The organism is Aliirhizobium sp. YIM B11859 (genome assembly GCF_057163345.1).
In genome coordinates, this window is sequence record NZ_JBXHAY010000002.1 from 107,389 (window position 1) to 125,190 (window position 17,802).

At 61.7% G+C, this 17,802-nt stretch carries 24 protein-coding genes; 7 read left to right on the forward strand and 17 right to left on the reverse strand.

Going from position 1 to position 17,802, the window contains the following annotated elements:
- Positions 1 to 28: 28 nt before the first annotated feature.
- The gene (locus tag AC2GXZ_RS06740) at positions 29 to 1,036 is read left to right on the forward strand and encodes a TRAP transporter substrate-binding protein (protein WP_483758388.1); all 1,008 of its coding nucleotides are present in this window, start codon (positions 29 to 31) and stop codon (positions 1,034 to 1,036) included.
- A gap of 148 nt (positions 1,037 to 1,184) precedes the next feature.
- Here AC2GXZ_RS06740 and AC2GXZ_RS06745 read toward each other — a convergent pair whose 3' ends face one another.
- Both AC2GXZ_RS06745 and AC2GXZ_RS06750 read right to left on the reverse strand, forming a co-directional pair.
- Positions 1,185 to 1,457, reverse strand: a complete 273-nt coding sequence (locus AC2GXZ_RS06745; RefSeq protein ID WP_483758389.1) for a Txe/YoeB family addiction module toxin — start codon at positions 1,455 to 1,457, stop codon at positions 1,185 to 1,187.
- 3 nt (positions 1,458 to 1,460) lie between these two features.
- Positions 1,461 to 1,709 (reverse strand): type II toxin-antitoxin system Phd/YefM family antitoxin, encoded by a 249-nt coding sequence (locus AC2GXZ_RS06750; protein ID WP_483758390.1) that lies wholly within the window; start codon positions 1,707 to 1,709, stop codon positions 1,461 to 1,463.
- A gap of 361 nt (positions 1,710 to 2,070) precedes the next feature.
- On the opposite strand from AC2GXZ_RS06750, the gene AC2GXZ_RS06755 reads away from it, so the two are divergent.
- Complete coding sequence (locus AC2GXZ_RS06755; protein ID WP_483758391.1) at positions 2,071 to 2,547, forward strand: GNAT family N-acetyltransferase; 477 nt, start codon at positions 2,071 to 2,073, stop codon at positions 2,545 to 2,547.
- 34 nt (positions 2,548 to 2,581) lie between these two features.
- Here AC2GXZ_RS06755 and AC2GXZ_RS06760 read toward each other — a convergent pair whose 3' ends face one another.
- Positions 2,582 to 3,457 carry a DMT family transporter gene (locus tag AC2GXZ_RS06760; RefSeq protein ID WP_483758392.1) on the reverse strand — a complete coding sequence of 292 codons (876 nt, stop codon included), beginning with the start codon at positions 3,455 to 3,457 and terminating at the stop codon, positions 2,582 to 2,584.
- 138 nt (positions 3,458 to 3,595) lie between these two features.
- On the opposite strand from AC2GXZ_RS06760, the gene AC2GXZ_RS06765 reads away from it, so the two are divergent.
- Positions 3,596 to 5,053 (forward strand): aminotransferase-like domain-containing protein, encoded by a 1,458-nt coding sequence (locus AC2GXZ_RS06765; RefSeq protein ID WP_483758393.1) that lies wholly within the window; start codon positions 3,596 to 3,598, stop codon positions 5,051 to 5,053.
- A gap of 3 nt (positions 5,054 to 5,056) precedes the next feature.
- Here the strand turns inward: AC2GXZ_RS06765 and AC2GXZ_RS06770 are convergent, their stop codons facing one another.
- Entirely contained in the window at positions 5,057 to 6,508 is a 1,452-nt protein-coding gene (locus tag AC2GXZ_RS06770) for an MFS transporter (RefSeq protein WP_483758394.1), read from the reverse strand.
- A 147-nt stretch (positions 6,509 to 6,655) separates the two neighbouring features.
- Between AC2GXZ_RS06770 and soxR the strand changes: the two genes are divergently transcribed.
- Together soxR and AC2GXZ_RS06780 are read left to right on the forward strand one after the other, a co-directional pair.
- Entirely contained in the window at positions 6,656 to 7,129 is a 474-nt protein-coding gene (gene soxR, locus AC2GXZ_RS06775) for a redox-sensitive transcriptional activator SoxR (protein WP_483758395.1), read from the forward strand.
- A 138-nt stretch (positions 7,130 to 7,267) separates the two neighbouring features.
- Positions 7,268 to 7,897 (forward strand): outer membrane protein, encoded by a 630-nt coding sequence (locus tag AC2GXZ_RS06780; protein WP_483758396.1) that lies wholly within the window; start codon positions 7,268 to 7,270, stop codon positions 7,895 to 7,897.
- Between the two features lie 109 nt (positions 7,898 to 8,006).
- Here the strand turns inward: AC2GXZ_RS06780 and AC2GXZ_RS06785 are convergent, their stop codons facing one another.
- Positions 8,007 to 8,351 (reverse strand): hypothetical protein, encoded by a 345-nt coding sequence (locus AC2GXZ_RS06785; protein ID WP_483758397.1) that lies wholly within the window; start codon positions 8,349 to 8,351, stop codon positions 8,007 to 8,009.
- A gap of 142 nt (positions 8,352 to 8,493) precedes the next feature.
- The gene (locus AC2GXZ_RS06790) at positions 8,494 to 8,871 is read right to left on the reverse strand and encodes a nuclear transport factor 2 family protein (RefSeq protein WP_483758398.1); all 378 of its coding nucleotides are present in this window, start codon (positions 8,869 to 8,871) and stop codon (positions 8,494 to 8,496) included.
- Positions 8,872 to 8,991: 120 nt separating this feature from the next.
- Here AC2GXZ_RS06790 and AC2GXZ_RS06795 point away from each other — a divergent pair, with 120 nt between their 5' ends.
- The gene (locus AC2GXZ_RS06795; protein ID WP_483758399.1) at positions 8,992 to 9,441 is read left to right on the forward strand and encodes a MarR family winged helix-turn-helix transcriptional regulator; all 450 of its coding nucleotides are present in this window, start codon (positions 8,992 to 8,994) and stop codon (positions 9,439 to 9,441) included.
- 118 nt (positions 9,442 to 9,559) lie between these two features.
- Here AC2GXZ_RS06795 and AC2GXZ_RS06800 read toward each other — a convergent pair whose 3' ends face one another.
- From AC2GXZ_RS06800 to AC2GXZ_RS06810, 3 genes are all read right to left on the reverse strand, one after another.
- Positions 9,560 to 10,033: a VOC family protein gene (locus tag AC2GXZ_RS06800; RefSeq protein ID WP_483758400.1), complete on the reverse strand. Its 474-nt coding sequence runs from the start codon at positions 10,031 to 10,033 to the stop codon at positions 9,560 to 9,562.
- Between the two features lie 125 nt (positions 10,034 to 10,158).
- Entirely contained in the window at positions 10,159 to 10,584 is a 426-nt protein-coding gene (locus AC2GXZ_RS06805) for a DoxX family protein (protein ID WP_483758401.1), read from the reverse strand.
- The gene (locus AC2GXZ_RS06810; RefSeq protein ID WP_483758402.1) at positions 10,571 to 11,599 is read right to left on the reverse strand and encodes an alpha/beta fold hydrolase; all 1,029 of its coding nucleotides are present in this window, start codon (positions 11,597 to 11,599) and stop codon (positions 10,571 to 10,573) included. Before AC2GXZ_RS06810 ends, AC2GXZ_RS06805 begins: the two co-directional genes overlap by 14 nt.
- A 227-nt stretch (positions 11,600 to 11,826) precedes the next feature.
- Between AC2GXZ_RS06810 and AC2GXZ_RS06815 the strand changes: the two genes are divergently transcribed.
- On the forward strand, positions 11,827 to 12,123 hold the full coding sequence (locus tag AC2GXZ_RS06815) for a PRC-barrel domain-containing protein (RefSeq protein WP_483758403.1): 297 nt from the start codon (positions 11,827 to 11,829) through the stop codon (positions 12,121 to 12,123).
- An 85-nt stretch (positions 12,124 to 12,208) separates the two neighbouring features.
- On the opposite strand, the gene AC2GXZ_RS06820 is transcribed toward AC2GXZ_RS06815, so the two are convergent.
- The 8 genes from AC2GXZ_RS06820 to AC2GXZ_RS06855 form a co-directional block, all read right to left on the reverse strand.
- Entirely contained in the window at positions 12,209 to 12,796 is a 588-nt protein-coding gene (locus AC2GXZ_RS06820) for a hypothetical protein (RefSeq protein ID WP_483758404.1), read from the reverse strand.
- Positions 12,797 to 12,877: 81 nt separating this feature from the next.
- A complete protein-coding gene (locus AC2GXZ_RS06825) occupies positions 12,878 to 13,072 on the reverse strand; it encodes a heavy-metal-associated domain-containing protein (protein ID WP_483758405.1) in 195 nt (64 codons plus the stop codon).
- Positions 13,073 to 13,100: 28 nt separating this feature from the next.
- The gene (cueR, locus tag AC2GXZ_RS06830; RefSeq protein WP_483758406.1) at positions 13,101 to 13,538 is read right to left on the reverse strand and encodes a Cu(I)-responsive transcriptional regulator; all 438 of its coding nucleotides are present in this window, start codon (positions 13,536 to 13,538) and stop codon (positions 13,101 to 13,103) included.
- Positions 13,535 to 16,066 (reverse strand): heavy metal translocating P-type ATPase, encoded by a 2,532-nt coding sequence (locus AC2GXZ_RS06835; RefSeq protein WP_483758407.1) that lies wholly within the window; start codon positions 16,064 to 16,066, stop codon positions 13,535 to 13,537. The genes cueR and AC2GXZ_RS06835 overlap by 4 nt, the downstream gene beginning before the upstream one ends.
- Before the next feature lie 78 nt (positions 16,067 to 16,144).
- Positions 16,145 to 16,249 carry a type II toxin-antitoxin system RelE family toxin gene (locus AC2GXZ_RS06840; protein ID WP_483759369.1) on the reverse strand — a complete coding sequence of 35 codons (105 nt, stop codon included), beginning with the start codon at positions 16,247 to 16,249 and terminating at the stop codon, positions 16,145 to 16,147.
- Positions 16,246 to 16,413 carry a type II toxin-antitoxin system RelE family toxin gene (locus AC2GXZ_RS06845; protein ID WP_483758408.1) on the reverse strand — a complete coding sequence of 56 codons (168 nt, stop codon included), beginning with the start codon at positions 16,411 to 16,413 and terminating at the stop codon, positions 16,246 to 16,248. Before AC2GXZ_RS06845 ends, AC2GXZ_RS06840 begins: the two co-directional genes overlap by 4 nt.
- Positions 16,397 to 16,639, reverse strand: a complete 243-nt coding sequence (relB, locus tag AC2GXZ_RS06850) for a type II toxin-antitoxin system RelB family antitoxin (protein WP_483758409.1) — start codon at positions 16,637 to 16,639, stop codon at positions 16,397 to 16,399. The genes AC2GXZ_RS06845 and relB overlap by 17 nt, the downstream gene beginning before the upstream one ends.
- A gap of 42 nt (positions 16,640 to 16,681) precedes the next feature.
- Entirely contained in the window at positions 16,682 to 17,791 is a 1,110-nt protein-coding gene (locus AC2GXZ_RS06855; protein ID WP_483758410.1) for a helix-turn-helix transcriptional regulator, read from the reverse strand.
- Between the last annotated feature and the right edge of the window lie 11 nt (positions 17,792 to 17,802).

A 17,802-nucleotide genomic window follows, 5' to 3' on the forward strand; every position in this document is an offset into this window, starting at 1 on the left:
CAACAATAAAACTCCAGAGGATTAGACCATGACCATTTCCCGCAGATCATTCCTCCGCCACACGACGCTTGCCGCAGCCGGAGCTGCTGCCGCCGGCACGCTTTCAATGCCGACCGTGCTGCGTGCGCAAGAGGCCAAAACCTTCCGCCTCGGCATCACCACGCCGCCTGGCCATCCGTGGAACAATGCCGCGCTGAAAGTCGGAGAAATGCTGAAGGCCGAGACCAAGGGCCGGCTTGATCTTGCCGTCTTCCCGGCCAACCAGCTCGGCACCGAAGCGGTGATGCTGCAGCAGATGCAGACGGGTTCGCTCGACTTCGGCTGGATCATGACCGCCGAACTCGGTTCGCGCATCCCCTCGATCGCGGCGATCAACGCGCCTTACGTGGTCGATTCGACCGCAAAGGTCGCCAAGCTGGTGCGCGATCCGCTGGCGATGAAGATGCTCGACGTGCTGCCGAAGGAAACCGGAACGCTGGGTCTTGCCTGGGGCATTACCACGATGCGCGTCGTCTTCACCGCCAAGGAGATCGGCGGGCTGGACGACCTCAACGGCATGAAGCTCAGGATCAACACGACACCGGCCTATCGCGACTTCTACCAGCTGCTCGGTGCGGCGCCTACGCCGATCCCGACGCCTGCCGTGTTCGATGCGATGTCGAACGGCCAGGTGGACGGGCTCGAGGCCGATCTCGACTTCTCGTGGAACCAGCGTTTCGACAAGGTGTCGAAAACGATGCTGAAGATGAACGCGATCTTCATGCCCTGCGTGGCGCTCGCGTCGGGCCGGGTGTGGAAGGATGTACCTGCCGCCGACCGCGAGCTGATCACCAGGCTCACCAAGGAAGCGCTCGACGCGCAGATCGACGCCACCGTCGCCAACGAGGCAAAACTGCTCGACGAATTCGGCAAGGTCATCGCGGTCAAGGACGTGCAGGTGGCCGACGCCGGCAAGGTGATTGCCGAATACGACAAGATCTGGCTGCCCAAGGCCCCGATCCTCGCCGACCTGCGCAAACTGGGTGCGACGCTTTAAGCGGCAACCGTTTCGCGGGATTGAAGAACCAAAAGCGGCGCGCTTCCGGCCGGGGCGCGCCGTTTATCATTTGCTATGAGAGAACTGCGTGCAAACGGCAGAAACGATCAGGTGACGAATGCTGGCATCGAACCTTTTCACCCAAGCTCTATTTTTCGTAGTGAAAGCGGCACTGGATAATTTCCAGCTGCTGGCTGCCGGGCTTCCCAGATACGCGATAGACGAGACGGTGCTCGCCGAGAATCCGCCTCGACCAAAAACCGGTAAGATCGCCCTTCAACGGCTCGGGTTTGCCCAGCCCCTTAAAAGGCGACCTCCTGGTATCCCTGATAAGGTTATTGATCTTCTCGACCATGGCCGGATCGGAATTCTGCCAATGTTCGTACTCCTCCCAGGAGTAAGCGGTCCAGAGGAGGTTCATTGATCAGGTAGGGTCGTTTTCGATCAGCTCTCCTCTACGGAGTTGAGCGATACTTTCACGCAAGCGATCGGAGTTTGCCGGCGTGGAAAGGAGATGCAGGGTTTCCTGCATGCTCTCATATTCCCCCTCGGCAATAAGAACCAATGCCTCCGAGCCCTGGCGGGTGACAAGCAAGGGCGCGCGCGATTCAATGACATTGTCGAAATGGGTGGCGATATTCTGCCTGAATTCCGTCAAACGCACATGGGCCAAGTGTTTCTCCCCGCGGCACAATATGTACGCGTATATGTACAGATTTTCGCATTGACGTCAATCCAAGGAAGGCCGGATCCGAGATCAACGGCGAAACGGCGACCTGCCCTTCATCATTGGGATGGACTGATACCCTCCGTTCTGTCACAAGGCGGCCGGGCGCGACTGCCGTTATCTTTAGAACGGGGTCGGGTGGCCGATTGACGTCACGTCGCTGCCGCGAGATCACGCTGGCCGCCCGCTTTTCCCGCGCTTTCGCTTTACGCCGGATTTTCGGCGACTGTGCTCATCGGTCTGCCGGCCTATGGACCATGACGGCAATTGCGCGCAGCATCATCCTTTCGACAGGATGGAGATGCCCATGTCCAACGAGGTAATCATCCGGGAATTAGTCGGTCTCGACCAGATGCTGACGATCTACCCGCTGCACAGCCAAGTCAACCGGATCAGCGAAGATGAATTCCGACGACGCATGTCGGCCATGCTCAGCCAGAACAACTATCGCTGCATCGCGGCCTATACCGGCGAGCGGATGGTCGGCGCTTCCGGCTTCTGGACCGGAACGCAGCTGTGGTGCGGAAAATATGTCGAGGCCGATAATCTGGTCGTCGACAGCAGCCTGCGCAGCATGGGTATCGGTGCGAAAATCATGGCCTGGATCGAGGCCGAAGGCGAGCGGACAGAATGTGCGGTGATCCGCGCCGCGATGGTGCTGGGCAAGGACAGGACGCACCGGTTCTATATCGATAACGGTTACTTCGACGACGGCCTGCTGCTGGTCAAGGCGCTCAGCCGCGGGGCGGCGGAATTTCCCGAATACGTTCCGCAACCCGGCTGACGGCTGTGTCGCGGAGCCGGTCCGCCGGCCTCCGTTACCGCGCGAACCTCTTTGCCGCGGCAACGCAAAGGATGACGCCGAGGGTGACGACGAACATGGCGGGTGTCACCTTTTCGCCAAGCAGCAGGGCTGCCAGCGCCAGACCGAAAAAGGGCTGCACCAGCTGCAGCTGGCCGACGGTCGCCGTGCCGCCCTGGGCGAGACCGCGATACCAGAAGATGAAGCCGATCAGCATCGAAAACAGCGAGACATAGGCAAGCCCGGCAAAGGCCGGCGCACCGATATCGGCAAAACTGTCCGGCATCAGCGCAAGGGCTGCCACCAGCATGACCGGCAGGGAAATTACCAGCGCCCAGCAGATGACCTGCCAGCCGCCGAGCCGTTTCGACAGGGCCGCACCCTCCGCATAACCGAGGCCGCAGACGACGATCGCGGCCAGCATCAGCCAGTCGCCGAAGGAGAGGCCGAGCGAGGCCGCACTGCCCCCCTGGACAAGCGCAAACCCCGTGACCAGCAGGCTGCCGAGGATGGCAAACAGCCAGAAGGCCGGTTTCGGCCGCTCGCCGCCGCGGATGACGGCGAAGATTGCGGTTGCCAGCGGCAGGAGCCCGATGAACACGACGGAATGGGCAGACGAGATGTGCTGCAGCGCCAGCGCGGTCAGAAGCGGGAAACCGACGACGCAACCAAGCGCTATGATGAGAAGCGAAACGATCTCGTTTTTCTGCGGCCGTTTCTGGCGGAAGGCGAGAAGCAGGCAGAGTGACAGAAGCCCGGCAATGGTGCCGCGGGCGACGGTGAGGAACAGCGGATCGAAGCCGATGACGGCCAATCTTGTCGCCGGCAGCGAGCCCGAAAAGATCAGCACGCCAATAAATCCGTTGATCCAGCCTGACAGTCCGCGATCCATATTGCGCTCCATGCATTGCGATGCCGACTTTTCCGGCACAGTCTTATCCTCCCGTGCGGCTCGCCAAACCAGCGACAATCTGATACGGTTTCGACAAACTGTTATGGCGCAGAGACCGATACAGATGGGATATTGCGAATGGATCTGACAGGTTCAGATACGGGCCTGCCGGTAGACGTGGCCGGGCCGGCGACGAAGGCGGAGATGGTGATGGCGACGATCCGCCAGCGGATCGCCGGCCGGGCCCTGACGCCGGGCGCAAAACTGCCTTCGGTGCGCTCCCTTGCAGCGACACTTGGCGTTTCGACCTCGACGGTGGTCGATGCCTATGAACGGCTGGTGGCGGAGGGCGCGATCACCGCGCGGCCGGGCTCCGGCTTTTACGTCGCCAACCAGGCGGCGCCGTTTTCGCCGGCCGAGGCCGGGCCGAAGCTCGACCGGGCCGTCGATCCGTTCTGGATCTCGCGGCAATCGCTGGAAAGCAGCGAGGACAGCCTGAAACCCGGCTGCGGCTGGCTTCCCCCCTCCTGGCTGCCGGAAGAGGCGATGCGCAAGTCGCTCAGGACGCTGTCGCGTGCCGATGTGTCGGCGCTTGCGGATTACGGCACGCCACTCGGGTTGTTGCCGCTGCGCCGGCTGATTGCGCGGCGGATGGGCGAACACGGGATCGAGGCCTCGCCGGACCAGATCATGCTGACCGGCTCCGGCACCCAGGCGATCGATCTGATCTGCCGCCTGCTGATCGAGCCGGGCGACACGGTTCTGGTCGACGATCCCTGCTATTTCAATTTTCATGCGCTGCTGCGCGCCCACCGGGCAAATATCGTCGGTGTGCCCTATACGGCGAACGGGCCGGATGTTGCGGCTTTTTCGGCGATCGTCTGCGAGCATCGGCCGCGGCTCTACATCACCAATTCGGCGATCCACAATCCGACCGGTGCCGTGCTTTCCCCCGTCACCGCGCACCGGGTGCTGAAGCTTGCCGAGGAATACGACCTGACGATCGTCGAGGACGATATCTTTGCCGATTTCGAGACGCCCTCAAGTTCAGGGACGGGTTCGGGTGCCGCGCCACGGCTTGCCGCCTTCGACGGGCTGGAGCGGGTGATCCATATCGGCAGCTTTTCGAAAACGCTGTCGGCTGCGGCGCGTTGCGGTTTCATCGCCGCAAGGCCGGACTGGATCGAAGGACTGACGGACCTGAAGATCGCCACATCCTTTGCCAGCGCGCGGCTGACCGAGGAGCTTGTCTATTCGGCACTGTCGGATGGCGGTTACCGCCGGCATCTGGATGGGTTGAGGGCAAGGCTTGCCAAGGCCATGGTGGAGGTGACGGACAGGCTCGGCCAGCTCGGCATCGAGCCGGTGCTTGGCCCCCAGGCCGGCATAGGCTGCGGCATGTTCCTGTGGTGCCGGCTGCCGGGGGACGCGGATGCGGCGCAACTGGCAAGGACATGCCTGGAAAAGCGGATCGTGCTTGCTCCCGGCAATGCCTTCAGCCTGTCGCAATCGGCCGCCAGCCATATGCGCTTCAACGTTTCGCAGACGCTGGATCCGCGGATATTTTCGGCGCTGGGCGAGGCATTGAAGCGCTGACTGTCAGTTCGGTTTCAGCCGCATGCCGAAACCGAGGGCGAAGCTGACAAGCGAGGCGGCGGCCGCCGTGCCATAGAGCCAGGTGGCAGTATCGCCGGCCGAGCCGTTGCCGAGGTTTGCCGTCAGCCCGCTTGCGGCGGCGATCGTGCCCGACAATGCGGCACCGACCGCATAACCGGCGGTCGACATGGTGGGAAGCAGCGCACTGGCCCGATCGCGATCGTCACCAGCCGCCGCTTCCATGGCCGCCTGGTTGACGTTTGCCCAGGAGAGGCCAAAACCGATACCGATCAGCATCTGGCCGATGATGACGAGCGGCAGGCACTCTATCCCGATCGCGATGGCAAGTGCGACGAAACCCGCACAATGGAAAAGCGGCCCGACACGCATCGTGGCATGACGCCAGAATTGCGTGCGGGCGCGGCTGGCGACCATGGCGACGGCACTCCAGGTCAAAGCCATGATAACGACGATATAACCGACGATTGCCGGGGCGAGATGAAAGACCTCGCGGACAAGAAACGCCAGATAGGTGCTGCCGGCCGAATGACCGGCCGACATCAGGAACAGGATCAGAAAACCGCGGCCGAGAACCGAACCGGCACGCATTGTGCCCGCGGGAAACAGCGCCGGGCCGAAACGGCCGTCGAGTCCGATCGCAAGCGCCAGCACCAGCAATCCCGCCGCCAGCCAGCCGCCCTGCCAGAGCCAGTCGCTGCCGGTGGAGGACAGAGCCAGCACGATGGCGGAGGTGACCCAGAGCCCGATCGTGACCGGCGGAAAGCTTGCAGCCTTGCTCCCGGCTGTTCCAGGGGCTGCATCCATGCCGCTCTTCGGCGCGGTGAGCGCGGTAAACAGCGCCAGCGTGACGAGCAGCGGCACGACCGCAAGGAAGGATGCCCGCCAGGAAATGCCCTGCGCCATCACACCGCCGATCAGCGGGCCGAGCAGTGCCGTAACGGCCCAGACCGTCGCCTCGACGGCAAACACCCGGGCGATCAGCGCCGATGGAAAATTGGCCGGGATAAGGCTGTAGCAGATCGCCACGATGAGGCCGTCTGCCAGTCCCTGCAGCAACCGCCCGGCAATGATGAAACCGAAAGCCGGGGCAAACATGGCCAGAAGCCCGCCCAGTGCAAAAACCAGGCATGCGAGGCAGAGGCTTTTGCGCACCCCGATCCTGTCGCGGACGGAGGCCGCGGCCGTGCCACCGGCGATCGAACCGATGAAATAGAGGCTGTAGACCCAGCTGAACCAGTCGCGCCCGCCAAGTTCGGCTGCCGCCAGCGGCATGGCGGCAACGATGGCGAACTGGTTGAACGCGTGCAGGCCGATGCCGCTCGAGATCAGCGCCAGCAGGCGACCGCTTTCTCCCTGCAGAAGGGGCGGCATGGTTTTTTCGCCGGCAACGGCATGTCCCGCCTGCTCATCCGGCATGTCTGTCGCGTCACTCATGTCCATTGATGCTTTCATCGATTGCGCTGCCCACCCTTGCTTCCCGGCCGCTGGTCTTTTCATTCCGGACCAGTTTTCGCATCAGGGTGGTTTTCATCTCCGGTTCGGCACCCTAAAATCTCAACCATGGTTGAGGTCAATGGCGAAATGACGAAAATTTTCAAGGTGAAACCGGCACGGGACCTGGCTGTAGGACAGGTGGCGGAGCGATCGGGCGTGGCAGTCTCGACGCTGCATTTCTACGAACAGGAAGGACTGATCAGAAGCTGGCGCAATGGCGGCAATCATCGTCGTTACGACCGCGACGTGCTGAGGCGGATTGCGGTGATCAAGGTGGCGCAGCGCGCAGGTGTGCCATTGAAAGAAATTGCCGCGGCGCTCTCGACCCTGCCGGAGGGACGTGTGCCGACCGCCCGCGACTGGTCAAAGCTGTCGGCCCGCTGGAAAGCGGAACTGGATAACCGGATCGAGATGCTGACACACCTGCGCGACCAGCTGAGCGGCTGTATCGGCTGTGGTTGCCTTTCGCTGAAAGTCTGCCCGCTGCGCAATCCCGACGACCGGATGGCCGCCGAGGGCGCCGGCCCGCATATGATCGCCGGTGCGGCGGACGACGGCTGACGTGCTCTCCCGCTCGTGCCGGAACAGCGGGATTGACGGGATGCGGGGCGGGATTTTTCGATATGCCGCATTTCAGCTCTGGCCTTTTTAGCAACTGCTCCTAAATGACCGATCATCACGTATTGCGGAGGTCAGCCCATGAAGGGTCTTCTCATTCTTGCCACGACGGCCGTTTTTGCGGCGTCGAGTGCAGCTTATGCCGCCGATGCCGTGGAGCAGATCCCGACCGCGCCGGTTGCCGCGGAAACCATGCCGACATTCACCTGGAGCGGTCCCTATATCGGTGCGCATACAGGATATGGCTGGGGTGACGGTCGTCTTGAGGGGCTCGGTTCGGAGAATTTCGACGGCTGGCGGCTCGGCGCCTTTGCCGGTTACAACTGGCAATTCTCCAGCGGTTTCGTCGCCGGTATCGAAGGCGATGTGAATTACGACTGGGGCGATGCCGGTTATGGTGGCGGCATCTCGGTGGATAACGGCTTTTCCGGTTCTGTACGCGGCCGCGTCGGTTATGCCCTCGACCGGACGCTGATCTATGCAGCCGGCGGCTGGACGGCGACCAATGTCGACCTCAACGCGCCGGGTGCGGATGACGACGACACGCTGAACGGCTGGACGATCGGCGCCGGCGTCGACCATGCCTTCACCGACAATATCTTCGGTCGCCTGGAATACCGCTACAATGATTATGGCAGCGGCCACCTGAGCGGCGCCGACTTCGATCTCAACCAGCATATCATCCAGGTCGGCATCGGCGTGAAATTTTAAGGATGTGCCTGTTCCGGCACGAGGAAAGGCCGTCCGCGCGACGTTCGCGGGCGGCTTTTTGTTGTTTGTAGCTAAGAAACGAGCTGACAAGCCAGCTGTAGCTTTGGCGCTAGTTCTTGCGCCAGACGATCGAATTCGGTTTGCCGTTCTTCATCGTGACGACGACAGGGTTCATCGCGCCGTTGCCGCGGCTGGTGCGATATTGCCCGCCGGTGCAGGTTATGCTGCTGCCCGACAGGGAGCAGCCGGTATGGGAACCCTTGGTCGGTATTTCGCCGCGGAAAATATAGGAACTGGATACCGTCTTACCGTTCGAGGACAGGCAGATCTTCGACGACTGGCCGAAATCTCCCACGCAAGTCTGTTCGAATTTCGGAATGCCTTCCGCAAGGACAGGCGTCGAGGTGACAATCACGACGCCAAATGCAGCAAGACCCTTGATTATGCTCTTCATAAATGATTCCCCCATTCAGTGACGACCGACCATGCCACAGGCAAAACAATGGTCGTCCCTCATATGGGTTAGGCCGGCATAAGCAGGCGGATTTTCCCGACCCCGCCGCACGGCAAAGCTGCGTTTTTTCTCCGCAATTGCTTCAGGCCTCATCCCGCACATCGAAACGCAGGATCCGGCCGTTTTTCAGGCGAAAAACATGCAGCACGGTCTTGTCCTTCAGGCCGTGATCCTGCGGCTCCAGCGGATGGCCGTCGAGATCGTAGACTTTCTGGATCACCTCCACCTCGATCGTGTCATCTGCAACGCTTCTGACCGCCACCGGCTCGACAAACGGGCTGACGATCGACCATTGGCGGGTCCAGTAGTCGCGCACCGCCTGATGGCCATGGACATGGCCACCTTCCATGGCATTGGCCCAGGCGACATCCTGCGTCATCACTGCAAGCACCGCGTCGATATCGCGGGCGTTGAAGCGGTCGTAGATAAGCGTGACAAGCTCGGTGTGGTTTTCCGACATGGCGTTTTCTCGATCTTTCTGAACGGACCTCGCCGGCATCCGCCTCCATTGAACGGCACCGCGCGACGATATATATGTACGTATGTAAACTGCGGTCAATGGATGAAATGGAGGTCAGGAATGGCTGACAACGTGCTTGCGACACCCGGACACCTGATCAGCCTTGCGGCCCGCGGGTTTGCGCGACTGAGCGAGGCACGGCTCAAACCGCTCGGTTTCGGCGTCGGACAATTGCCGGTTCTGATAGCGCTGAAGAACGGCAAGGCCGGCACGCAACGCGACCTCGCCCGTTTTGCCAGGGTGGAACAACCGCCAATGGCGCAGATGCTGGCACGGATGGACCGTGACGGCCTGATTACCCGCACACCCGACCCTGCCGATGGCCGAAGCAGCGTCATCACGCTGACGGAACTGGCGCAGGCGCGCATGTCCGAGGCGATCGATACGCTGTTTGAGGGCAATCGCGAGGCACTGGACGGTTTCAGCGAGGCGGAAGAAGCGCAACTGGTGACGCTGCTGACCCGGCTGATTGCCAATCTCGACAGGATGACGGGGGTTCCGCCGCGTTAGGCTCGCGCGCTTTCCCAAAGCACGTCGCGATCCTTCAGATTCGCTTACCGTGCTTTCGCTTCCTGTTTTTCCGCATGTCTTTGTCCCGAAACCGGAGACCACTTTCGGGAGACACGCTCTACCCCTTGCGGGCAGCGTCGATCCTGGCAACGTCGATCTTTTTCATCGTCATCATGGCATCGAAGGCCCGTTTGGCCTCGCCGCCACCGGCGGCCAGCGCCTCCATCAGCGTGCGCGGGGTGATCTGCCAGGAAATGCCCCAGCGGTCCTTGCACCAGCCGCACTCGCTTTGCTCGCCGCCATTCTCGACGATGGCGTTCCAGTAACGGTCGGTCTCCTCCTGATCCTCGGTGGAGATCTGGAAGGAAAATGCCTCGCTGTGCCTCATCTGGGGGCCGCCGTTGAGGCCGATACAGGCAACGCCTGCGACGATGAATTCGACGACGATCACGTCTCCCTGCTTGCCGGCAGGATAATCCCCCGGCGCGTGGGTGACGGCGCCGACCACGCTATCGGGAAAGGTTTCCGCATAAAACCGGGCCGCGGCCTCGGCATCCCTGTCGTACCACAGGCAGACGGTATTTTTCTTCACGACACGCTCCTCCCTTGGGTTTGCCATGTTGCCCGCCCGGACCTCCTCGTCCGAGACGTATCTCCTCAGATAAGGGACGGTCGGCCATTCTCCAGTCCATGGCCGTTATTCTTCGCAGCCGGTGATCAGCGTCTTGCCGTCTCTTCCCTGCGGTGGAAAGGCCATGTGAGGCCGGCTCCGGCAAAGGGCGCAAGCCAGATGATGACGGGTTGCAGCGTCAGGCGAGTGAAGTGATAGAGCCATAACCAGGGCGACACGGCAGTGCCGTCGAGATTGTCCAGCGCATGCTTGATATTGGCGGGAAAAACGCAGATCGCGTAGAGCGCCAGGGCTATCCCTGCATATCGCCTGACGGCCGGGACGAACAGACCGATCGCACCGGCGATTTCGCAAAGTCCGGTCAGAAAAATGACCCCGGCAGCATTCGGCACCCAGGCGGGCGTGATGCCGAGAAAAGGGCCGGGAATGGCGATATGCAGGATGCCTGCGAGGCCATAAAAGGCCGAAAGCCCGATCCGGCAGCGTCGCCGCCAGGCATCAATCCGTTGCATCGCCAGTCTTTCCGCCGTTCTGACGATCGCCGGCGATCCGTCCTTCGACCGCTCTTCTTGCGGCCGTCAGGCTGACCTTGTGGCCGGCGACCTTTTCGATGGCGGCGATCGCCAGGTCACTGGCGACATAATCGGATTTGTGGCCAAGGTTCTGGACCACGACGAGCGTCGCGCCCTTGATATCGCGGGCGAGATGTCGCGCGTGGATCTGCGGCGAAACGATGCCGTCGGTATCACCGGTGACGATGACGGTCGGCGCGGTGATGTTGCGGTAACCGGACGATGCTTTTCGCGCCCAATCGCTGAGGGCTGCGATTTCGCGGGCATTGTGGCGGAAAGCCGCCGGCCGCAGGGCCTGCATCGCCCGGGTCTTTTCGATATAATCGGGCGGGGGCTGGTTGGGGGCGAATACGCTTCTGGTGGCGCTGCGGATGGCGAGAAGCCCGAGCGGCGGGACGACCAGTGCACTGAACAAGGGGCCGGTCACCGGCGCGCTTGCCACGTCATAATACCAGGCGACACCGCTATCCCAGGGATAGACGGCCGGCGACAGGAATACCAGGCCGGAGACCATCTGCGGATGGCGCATCGCAAAAGCTGCGGTGATCGCGCCACCGAAGGAATGGCCAACGATGATCGCCTTCGGGATGCCGCGCCTTATCATCAGCCGGGCGATGGCATCGGCCTGGGCGTCCGGCAGGATCTCGGCCTTTCCGCCGGCATCGGAAGCACCGTGGCCCGGCCGGTCGACGAACAGCATTTTCGCCCTGCCCTGCAGCTTGGCGCGAAAGGAAAAGACCGGATCGTAGAGGCTGGTGCTGGCGCCATGGATGAATACGATCGGCGGCAGGTCGGGATGTTTTCCAGGTTCGACGAGAAGGCTGTTCAGCCGGAAGCCCCCGACATCGATACGGACGGCACCATCATCATCCGCGCGCACGGCAGGCGCAGCAATGACAATCGCGACGATGATATAGGCGATTACCAGAAGGGTCGGCAGAAGAAATCTGGGCATGGTTCCTCGGAAGAATTCGGCCACATGGCCCAAGCGCTCCCGACTGGATACGTATGCTTTGGCAAAATGGTTTCATCGGGACGGGAATGAAGCGCCAAAGGCGGTTCTGTTCCAGAAAAACAGGCCGGAGAAGCGAAATTCTTCCACCTGCGGCGGCGGAACAAACCAGCGCTTCTCAGGTTAGATCAGTGCAAGGATTACAAGCAACGATCACGGAGGATCATCCAATGGACCATACCAATCACGTGCGTCTCGCCACAGCCGAACTCACCCCAAGCGTCCTTGAAGGCGCAACGATTTACGGCGCCGACGACCACAAGGTCGGCAAGGTCGATCATGTGCACGGTACCGGCAGCGGAAGCCAGGCGATCATCGATGTCGGCGGGTTCCTCGGGATCGGGGCAAAACCAGTCGCCGTGCCACTGACCGATCTGCAGTTCATGCGCGATGAGGACGGCGACATCCACGCGACCACCAGCTGGACGAAGGATCAGCTGAAGCAGATGCCGGAGCATCGCCACTAGGAACGATGCCCGCAGACCTGAAAGCCCGGCCTTGGTGCCGGGCTTTTTTTGACAAGCAAGCCGCACAACGGAAAGCATTCCGTCGTTACAGGATGTCGTAAAGCCGGATGATCCAGCTGACCTGATAGACGATCGCGACGACCACCAAAACCAGTTGGGCTCGCCTGGAAGTGATAAACATCGCGGTGATCGACAGAAGGATGAAAGCGGCCTGGCGGATCGGATATTCGATGCCGAGCGATCGCATGTAATCTTCTCCTTTGATCAGCGTATCGCCGATATCGAGCAGAAAGGCGAAAGCCAGAAGGCAGAAGAACCAGCGCCTGCGCCGGTCGAAATAGTCTGCAAAACCATCATAGTCCGTCATCTGGTCGGGAAAAAGCAGCGCCGTCAGTGCCGCGAAGATCATCGTGTAGAAGATAAGGAATCCGTAAAGCGGAAACGTCCAGACAGGCACGGAAACCAGATGGAATTCGTACCACCAGAAATGAACGATGGTTATCAGCAGGAAAACGACCCAGCCAAGATGGACGGGATAGACCTTGATGGTTCCTGGATGCTGGACGAAGCGCGTCAGGCCATTGACCAGACGTGCCAGGCTGAGGGCGAGCACCATGCCGATGATCGTGCGCACATGCCCAAAGTATTCCGCGTGGGTCGGCAGCGCTTCCATGGGGCTGGCCTCCTCCTTGACCGAGCTCTCATGATCATCGGTTTATTTCTTCCCGGCAAGCGCCGTTTCGAGGGCAAACGCTCAGGCTGCTTCCGGCGTATAGCCCGCCTCGCGGATCGCCTCTTCGGCCCTCGCCTTGTCGCCTTCGACGGCGACCCTGTGGGCGGCAAGATCGATCGTCACGGCAGCGCCCGGAAGCATGTCTTCCAGTGCGGCGCGAACGGTCTTTTCGCAATGGCCGCAGGTCATGTCGGAAACGGTGAAGATGGCAGTCATCTGAAGAACTCCTTGGGTATTCTTGTTGTTATGCGTGATGGGTGGCGCTCGGCGCGGCGCTATCGGCCGATGCGGAACTATCGCCCGCCAGATCATCGAGGATGGGGCAGTCGGGACGATCATCACCGCCGCAGCAATGGGCAAGATGCCTGAGCGTCTGCACCATGCCCTGCATTTCGGCGATGCGGCGTTCGAGATCGTCGATATGGGTCGTGGCGATTTCCTTGACCGAGGCACTTTCCCGGCTCTTGTCCTGCCAGAGTTTCAACAGCGCCTGCGTCTCCTCCAGCGAGAAACCGAGCGAGCGGGCCCGCTTGATGAACCGCAGGATGTGCACTTCATCCACGCCATAAAGCCGGTAATTGTTTTGCGTGCGACCCTTGGGGGCGATCAGGCCGATCTCCTCGTAATAACGGATCATCTTGGCCGAGACGCCGGACGCGCCGGATGCTTCACCGATATTCATGCGGCATTCTCCTGCTTGCCAGCCGGCTTGAAGGTTTTCAACCGCAGCGCATTGCCGAGCACGAAGACGCTCGACATGGCCATGGCGGCCGCGCCGATCATCGGCGACAGGGTGATGCCGAAAGCCGGATAAAGCAGACCTGCGGCAAGCGGGATCAGCGCGACATTGTAACCGAAGGCCCAGAACAGGTTCTGTCGGATATTCCTCATGGTTGCACGGCTGACGGCGATCGCCGAGACGGCGCCCGACAGTTCGCCGCCGACCAGCACGACATCGGCGCTTTCGATCGCCACATCGGTGCCGGTACCGACCGCAATGCCGATATCGGCCTGCGCCAGCGCCGGCGCATCGTTGATACCGTCACCGACAAAGGCGAGCTTGCGGCCATCTGCGCGCAGGTCATGGATCGCCTCGACCTTGCCTTCGGGCAGGACCTCGGCGACCACCCTGTCGATGCCGACCTGGCGGGCGATCGCCTGCGCCGTGCGGCGGTTGTCGCCGGTGACCATGACGACCTCGACGCCGAGCCCTTTCAGCGCCCGGATCGCGCCGATGCTCGAGGTCTTGAGCGGGTCGGCAACGGCGATGACGGCTGCCAGTCTGCCATCGACAGCGGCATAAAGCGGGGTCTTGCCCTCGTCGCCGAGGCGGCTGGCGGCTTCGGCGAAGATGTCGACCGGAGCGCCGAGCTTTTCCATGTAACGGTCGGCACCAATGGCGAGATCGCGACCGCCAACCCTGGCGCGGATGCCGTATCCGGTGACGGATTGAAACGCGTCGACCGATGCGACCGCAAGCCCCTTGTCTTTTGCCGCCTTGACGATGGCATCGGCGATCGGGTGTTCGGAACGGGCCTCGACGGCTGCGACGAGCGACAAGATTTCGGCCGCATCGAGGCCCTCGGCGGTGATGAAGTCGGTCAGCTCCGGCCGGCCCCTGGTGACAGTGCCGGTCTTGTCGACAACGACGACCGACACGTCGGCCAGTCCCTGCAGCGCATCGCCCTTGCGAAACAGAACGCCGAGTTCTGCCGCGCGACCACCGCCGACGACGATCGAGACGGGAACGGCAAGCCCCATGGCGCAGGGGCAGGCGATGATCAGTACGGCAACAGCCGAGATCAGTGCATGGGTGATCTTCGGATCCGGGCCAAGCATATACCAGATTGCGAAGGTCAGCACCGCAAGCGCGATCACTGCCGGAACGAACCAGGCCGTGACGCGGTCGACCACGGTCTGGATCGGCAGTTTTGCCCCTTGCGCCTGTTCGACCATGCGGATGATGCCGGCAAGCATCGTGTCGCGACCGACCTTCTCGGCCCTGAAACGCAACGTGCCGGTGGTGTTGACGGTGCCGCCGATAACAATTGCGCCGGCGGATTTGGCAACCGGCAGCGGTTCGCCGGAAATCATCGATTCGTCGATATTGGACTGTCCGTCGACCACCGTGCCGTCGACGGGCAGACGCTCACCCGGACGGATGACGACGATATCGCCGGCAACGACTTCGGTTGCCGGGATATCTATCTCGCGGCCATCGCGCTCGATACGGGCGGTCTTTGCCTGCAGGCGGCCAAGTTTTTCGATCGCGGCACCGGTGCGGCCGGTGGCGCGCGCCTCCATCAGCCGACCGAACAGGATCAGCGTGACGATGACGGTGGCGGCTTCATAATAGACGTAACGTGCTGCTTCCGGCAGCAGGCCGGGCGCAAACGTGGTGACCAGCGAATATCCATAGGCCGCCAGCACGCCGACGGCGACCAGCGAGTTCATTTCCGGATAGCCACGCAAAAGCGCCGGCAGGCCGATCTTTAGGAAACGCCAGCCGGGCCAGAAGATCACCGCCGTCGAGAGAACGAAATAGAGATAATAGAGGTTCTGGCCGTCGATGACGCCCATCAGCCAGTGATGGAATGGCGCGTAGATATGGCCGGTCATTTCCAGCACGAACAGCGGCAGGGTGAGGATGAAGGCGATGGCGAGATCGCGCTTGAGTGCGGGTTGCTCGCCCTGGTGGATGTGGGCGTGGTCGTGGCCGTGGGGGGAAACCTTTTCCTGGGGAGAAGCCCCCTCCCCAGCCTCCCCACCAAGGGGAGGGCTTAACCCGGCCGAAACGCCTCGCCCCAGGTGAGGCAGACGGTCGCCGCTGGGCTTCTCCCCCCTTATGGGAGAGATGGCCGGCAGGCCAGAGAGGGTATTCCCACGGGTATCGCTTTCTGGCGCAAGCCCCACCATCGTCATCCCCGCCTCGCGCAAGGCATGATCCATCGCGCCTTCCGGCACCTCGTAACCGAGCTTGCGGATGGCCTTTTCCAAGGCCTGCGGATCAAACCCCTCACAGGTTTCGACGGTCAATTTTTTCGTGGCGAAATTGACGGCGCTCGAGGTGATACCGGCAAGTTTTGCCGCACCGGTCTCGACACGGCGCACGCAGGAGGCGCAATGCATTCCCTCGACGGGGATGGTGAGTGGCTCGAAACGGGCCTTTGCCTGACGATCCTGGGGCTGGTCGGTTATATGCTGGTTCATGGGAATGCGATCCTTTCGCATTCCCATGTAAGGCTTCCCATCATGGGAAGGTCAAGGGGACAATATGTATCAGCGGTGTCAGCGGTAAACGCATCGGCGATGGCCGACACGAATGACGAGGATGCGCAGGACGTCATCCTGAATATCGGCAATGATGCGAAAGTCCCGATCTGATATTTTCAGAACTCCTCCAGTTCCGCTCCTCTCAACGCCTCTCCGACGGAACGCGGATCATCGAGCCTGGCCAACCGTTCGTGGAGAAAACGCAATATCCGCCGGGCATTGTCATGGCCCAGCTTGGCAAGTTCTCGCTCGGCGTCCCGCTGCAGTTCAATCGTCCAGGCCATATTGTTTCATGACCTCGGAAAGAGGAATGCTGTCGCTTTCGCCACGCTTCAGGCTATCGAGCCGTTGCGTGGCCAGATAGACATCCTCAAGGTCGTCGAGATGCGCGAGAATGGCCTCACGCGCATAGAAGCTCTTGGTACGCCCCCTCAGCCGCGCAAGATCATCGAGGCGCACTTCGATATCGGGGGCAATCTCAAGGCAAGCATGGCCATCTCCGATGTGCAATACGCGTATCGCACATTGGGCTGACACAATCCATTTCCGCTTCTACCGTCCGCGCTGGCCCATGCCCGGCGCATTGAGGCCGGAGAGGAGCAGGACGAGTTCGGCCTGACGCGTCGTGCCGGTCTTCTGCATGATCCGCTTCAGATGCGAACGCGCCGTTTCCAGCGAGATGCCGAGCGAGGCGGCGACCATTTCCGGCGTATGAGCCATGGCGATGCCGCGGGCGACGCGGGCTTCGGCCGGTGTCAGGTCGAAGAGGCCGCAGAGAACCCGCATGTCGGCCGGCCCCACCTGCCCGACCTGGGTCACGGCCAGCACCGCCATCGAGCGCGAGAAAATGTCGCGTGCGGCGCGGCGCACGGGCAGAAGATGCAGGATCAGCGGCGGCGTGCCGTCACGCAGCGAAACCATCGGCACGGACTGGACGGTCGGCACTGCCTGGGCCTTGTAACGCTCGATCGCTTCGTCGAGGAGCGCGCGTGGGCCGGCCCCTTCGAGCACGATCCTGTCGCCGGCACCGGTGCGGATACGCGGCGCGAGCGCTTCCAGTTCGGGATTGGCGGCGATCATCTGCCCCGCATCTCCGATCACGGCGGCAGGCAGTCCGAGCATGGACAGTGTCTCGGTCATCGAACGGGCTTCGTTGAAGGCCAATCGCGATGCCATATAGGCGGCGCGGGCAAGATCGGGCTTCAGAGCGTTCAGCCGGGCAATCTGCTCGTGGGTGAAGTTGTCGAGCCCGCTTGTGCGCATCAGGGTAATGACAATGACGTGGCCGGTCGGCTCCTGAAACGCCCAGCCGGCCTCCCAGTCGATGCCATTCGGCTTCAGGAACTCGCGGTTGATGACATCCGCGTCCATCTCCTGCGGCGTCAGAAGATCGGAGGTGCGTACGAAGGAGAAAGGCGAGTTCTGCATGGCGCGGGCGGGCCGCATGTTCTGCAGCCTCAGATCGCTTTCAACGAACCTGGCAAAAAGATCGGCGATATTGGGCGTGGTGACGTAGCGGTGTTTGCCACCGGCATCGACGGTGAAGATCGACGCGGTCGAGGACCCGGCTTCAAATGCCAGTTGCTCGCAGGTCTCGGTCCACAATTCGGGAACGAGGGCCGCTTCATAGAGACGATCCGCCAGGGTGGTTTGAGCATTCATCGAGTCATTCA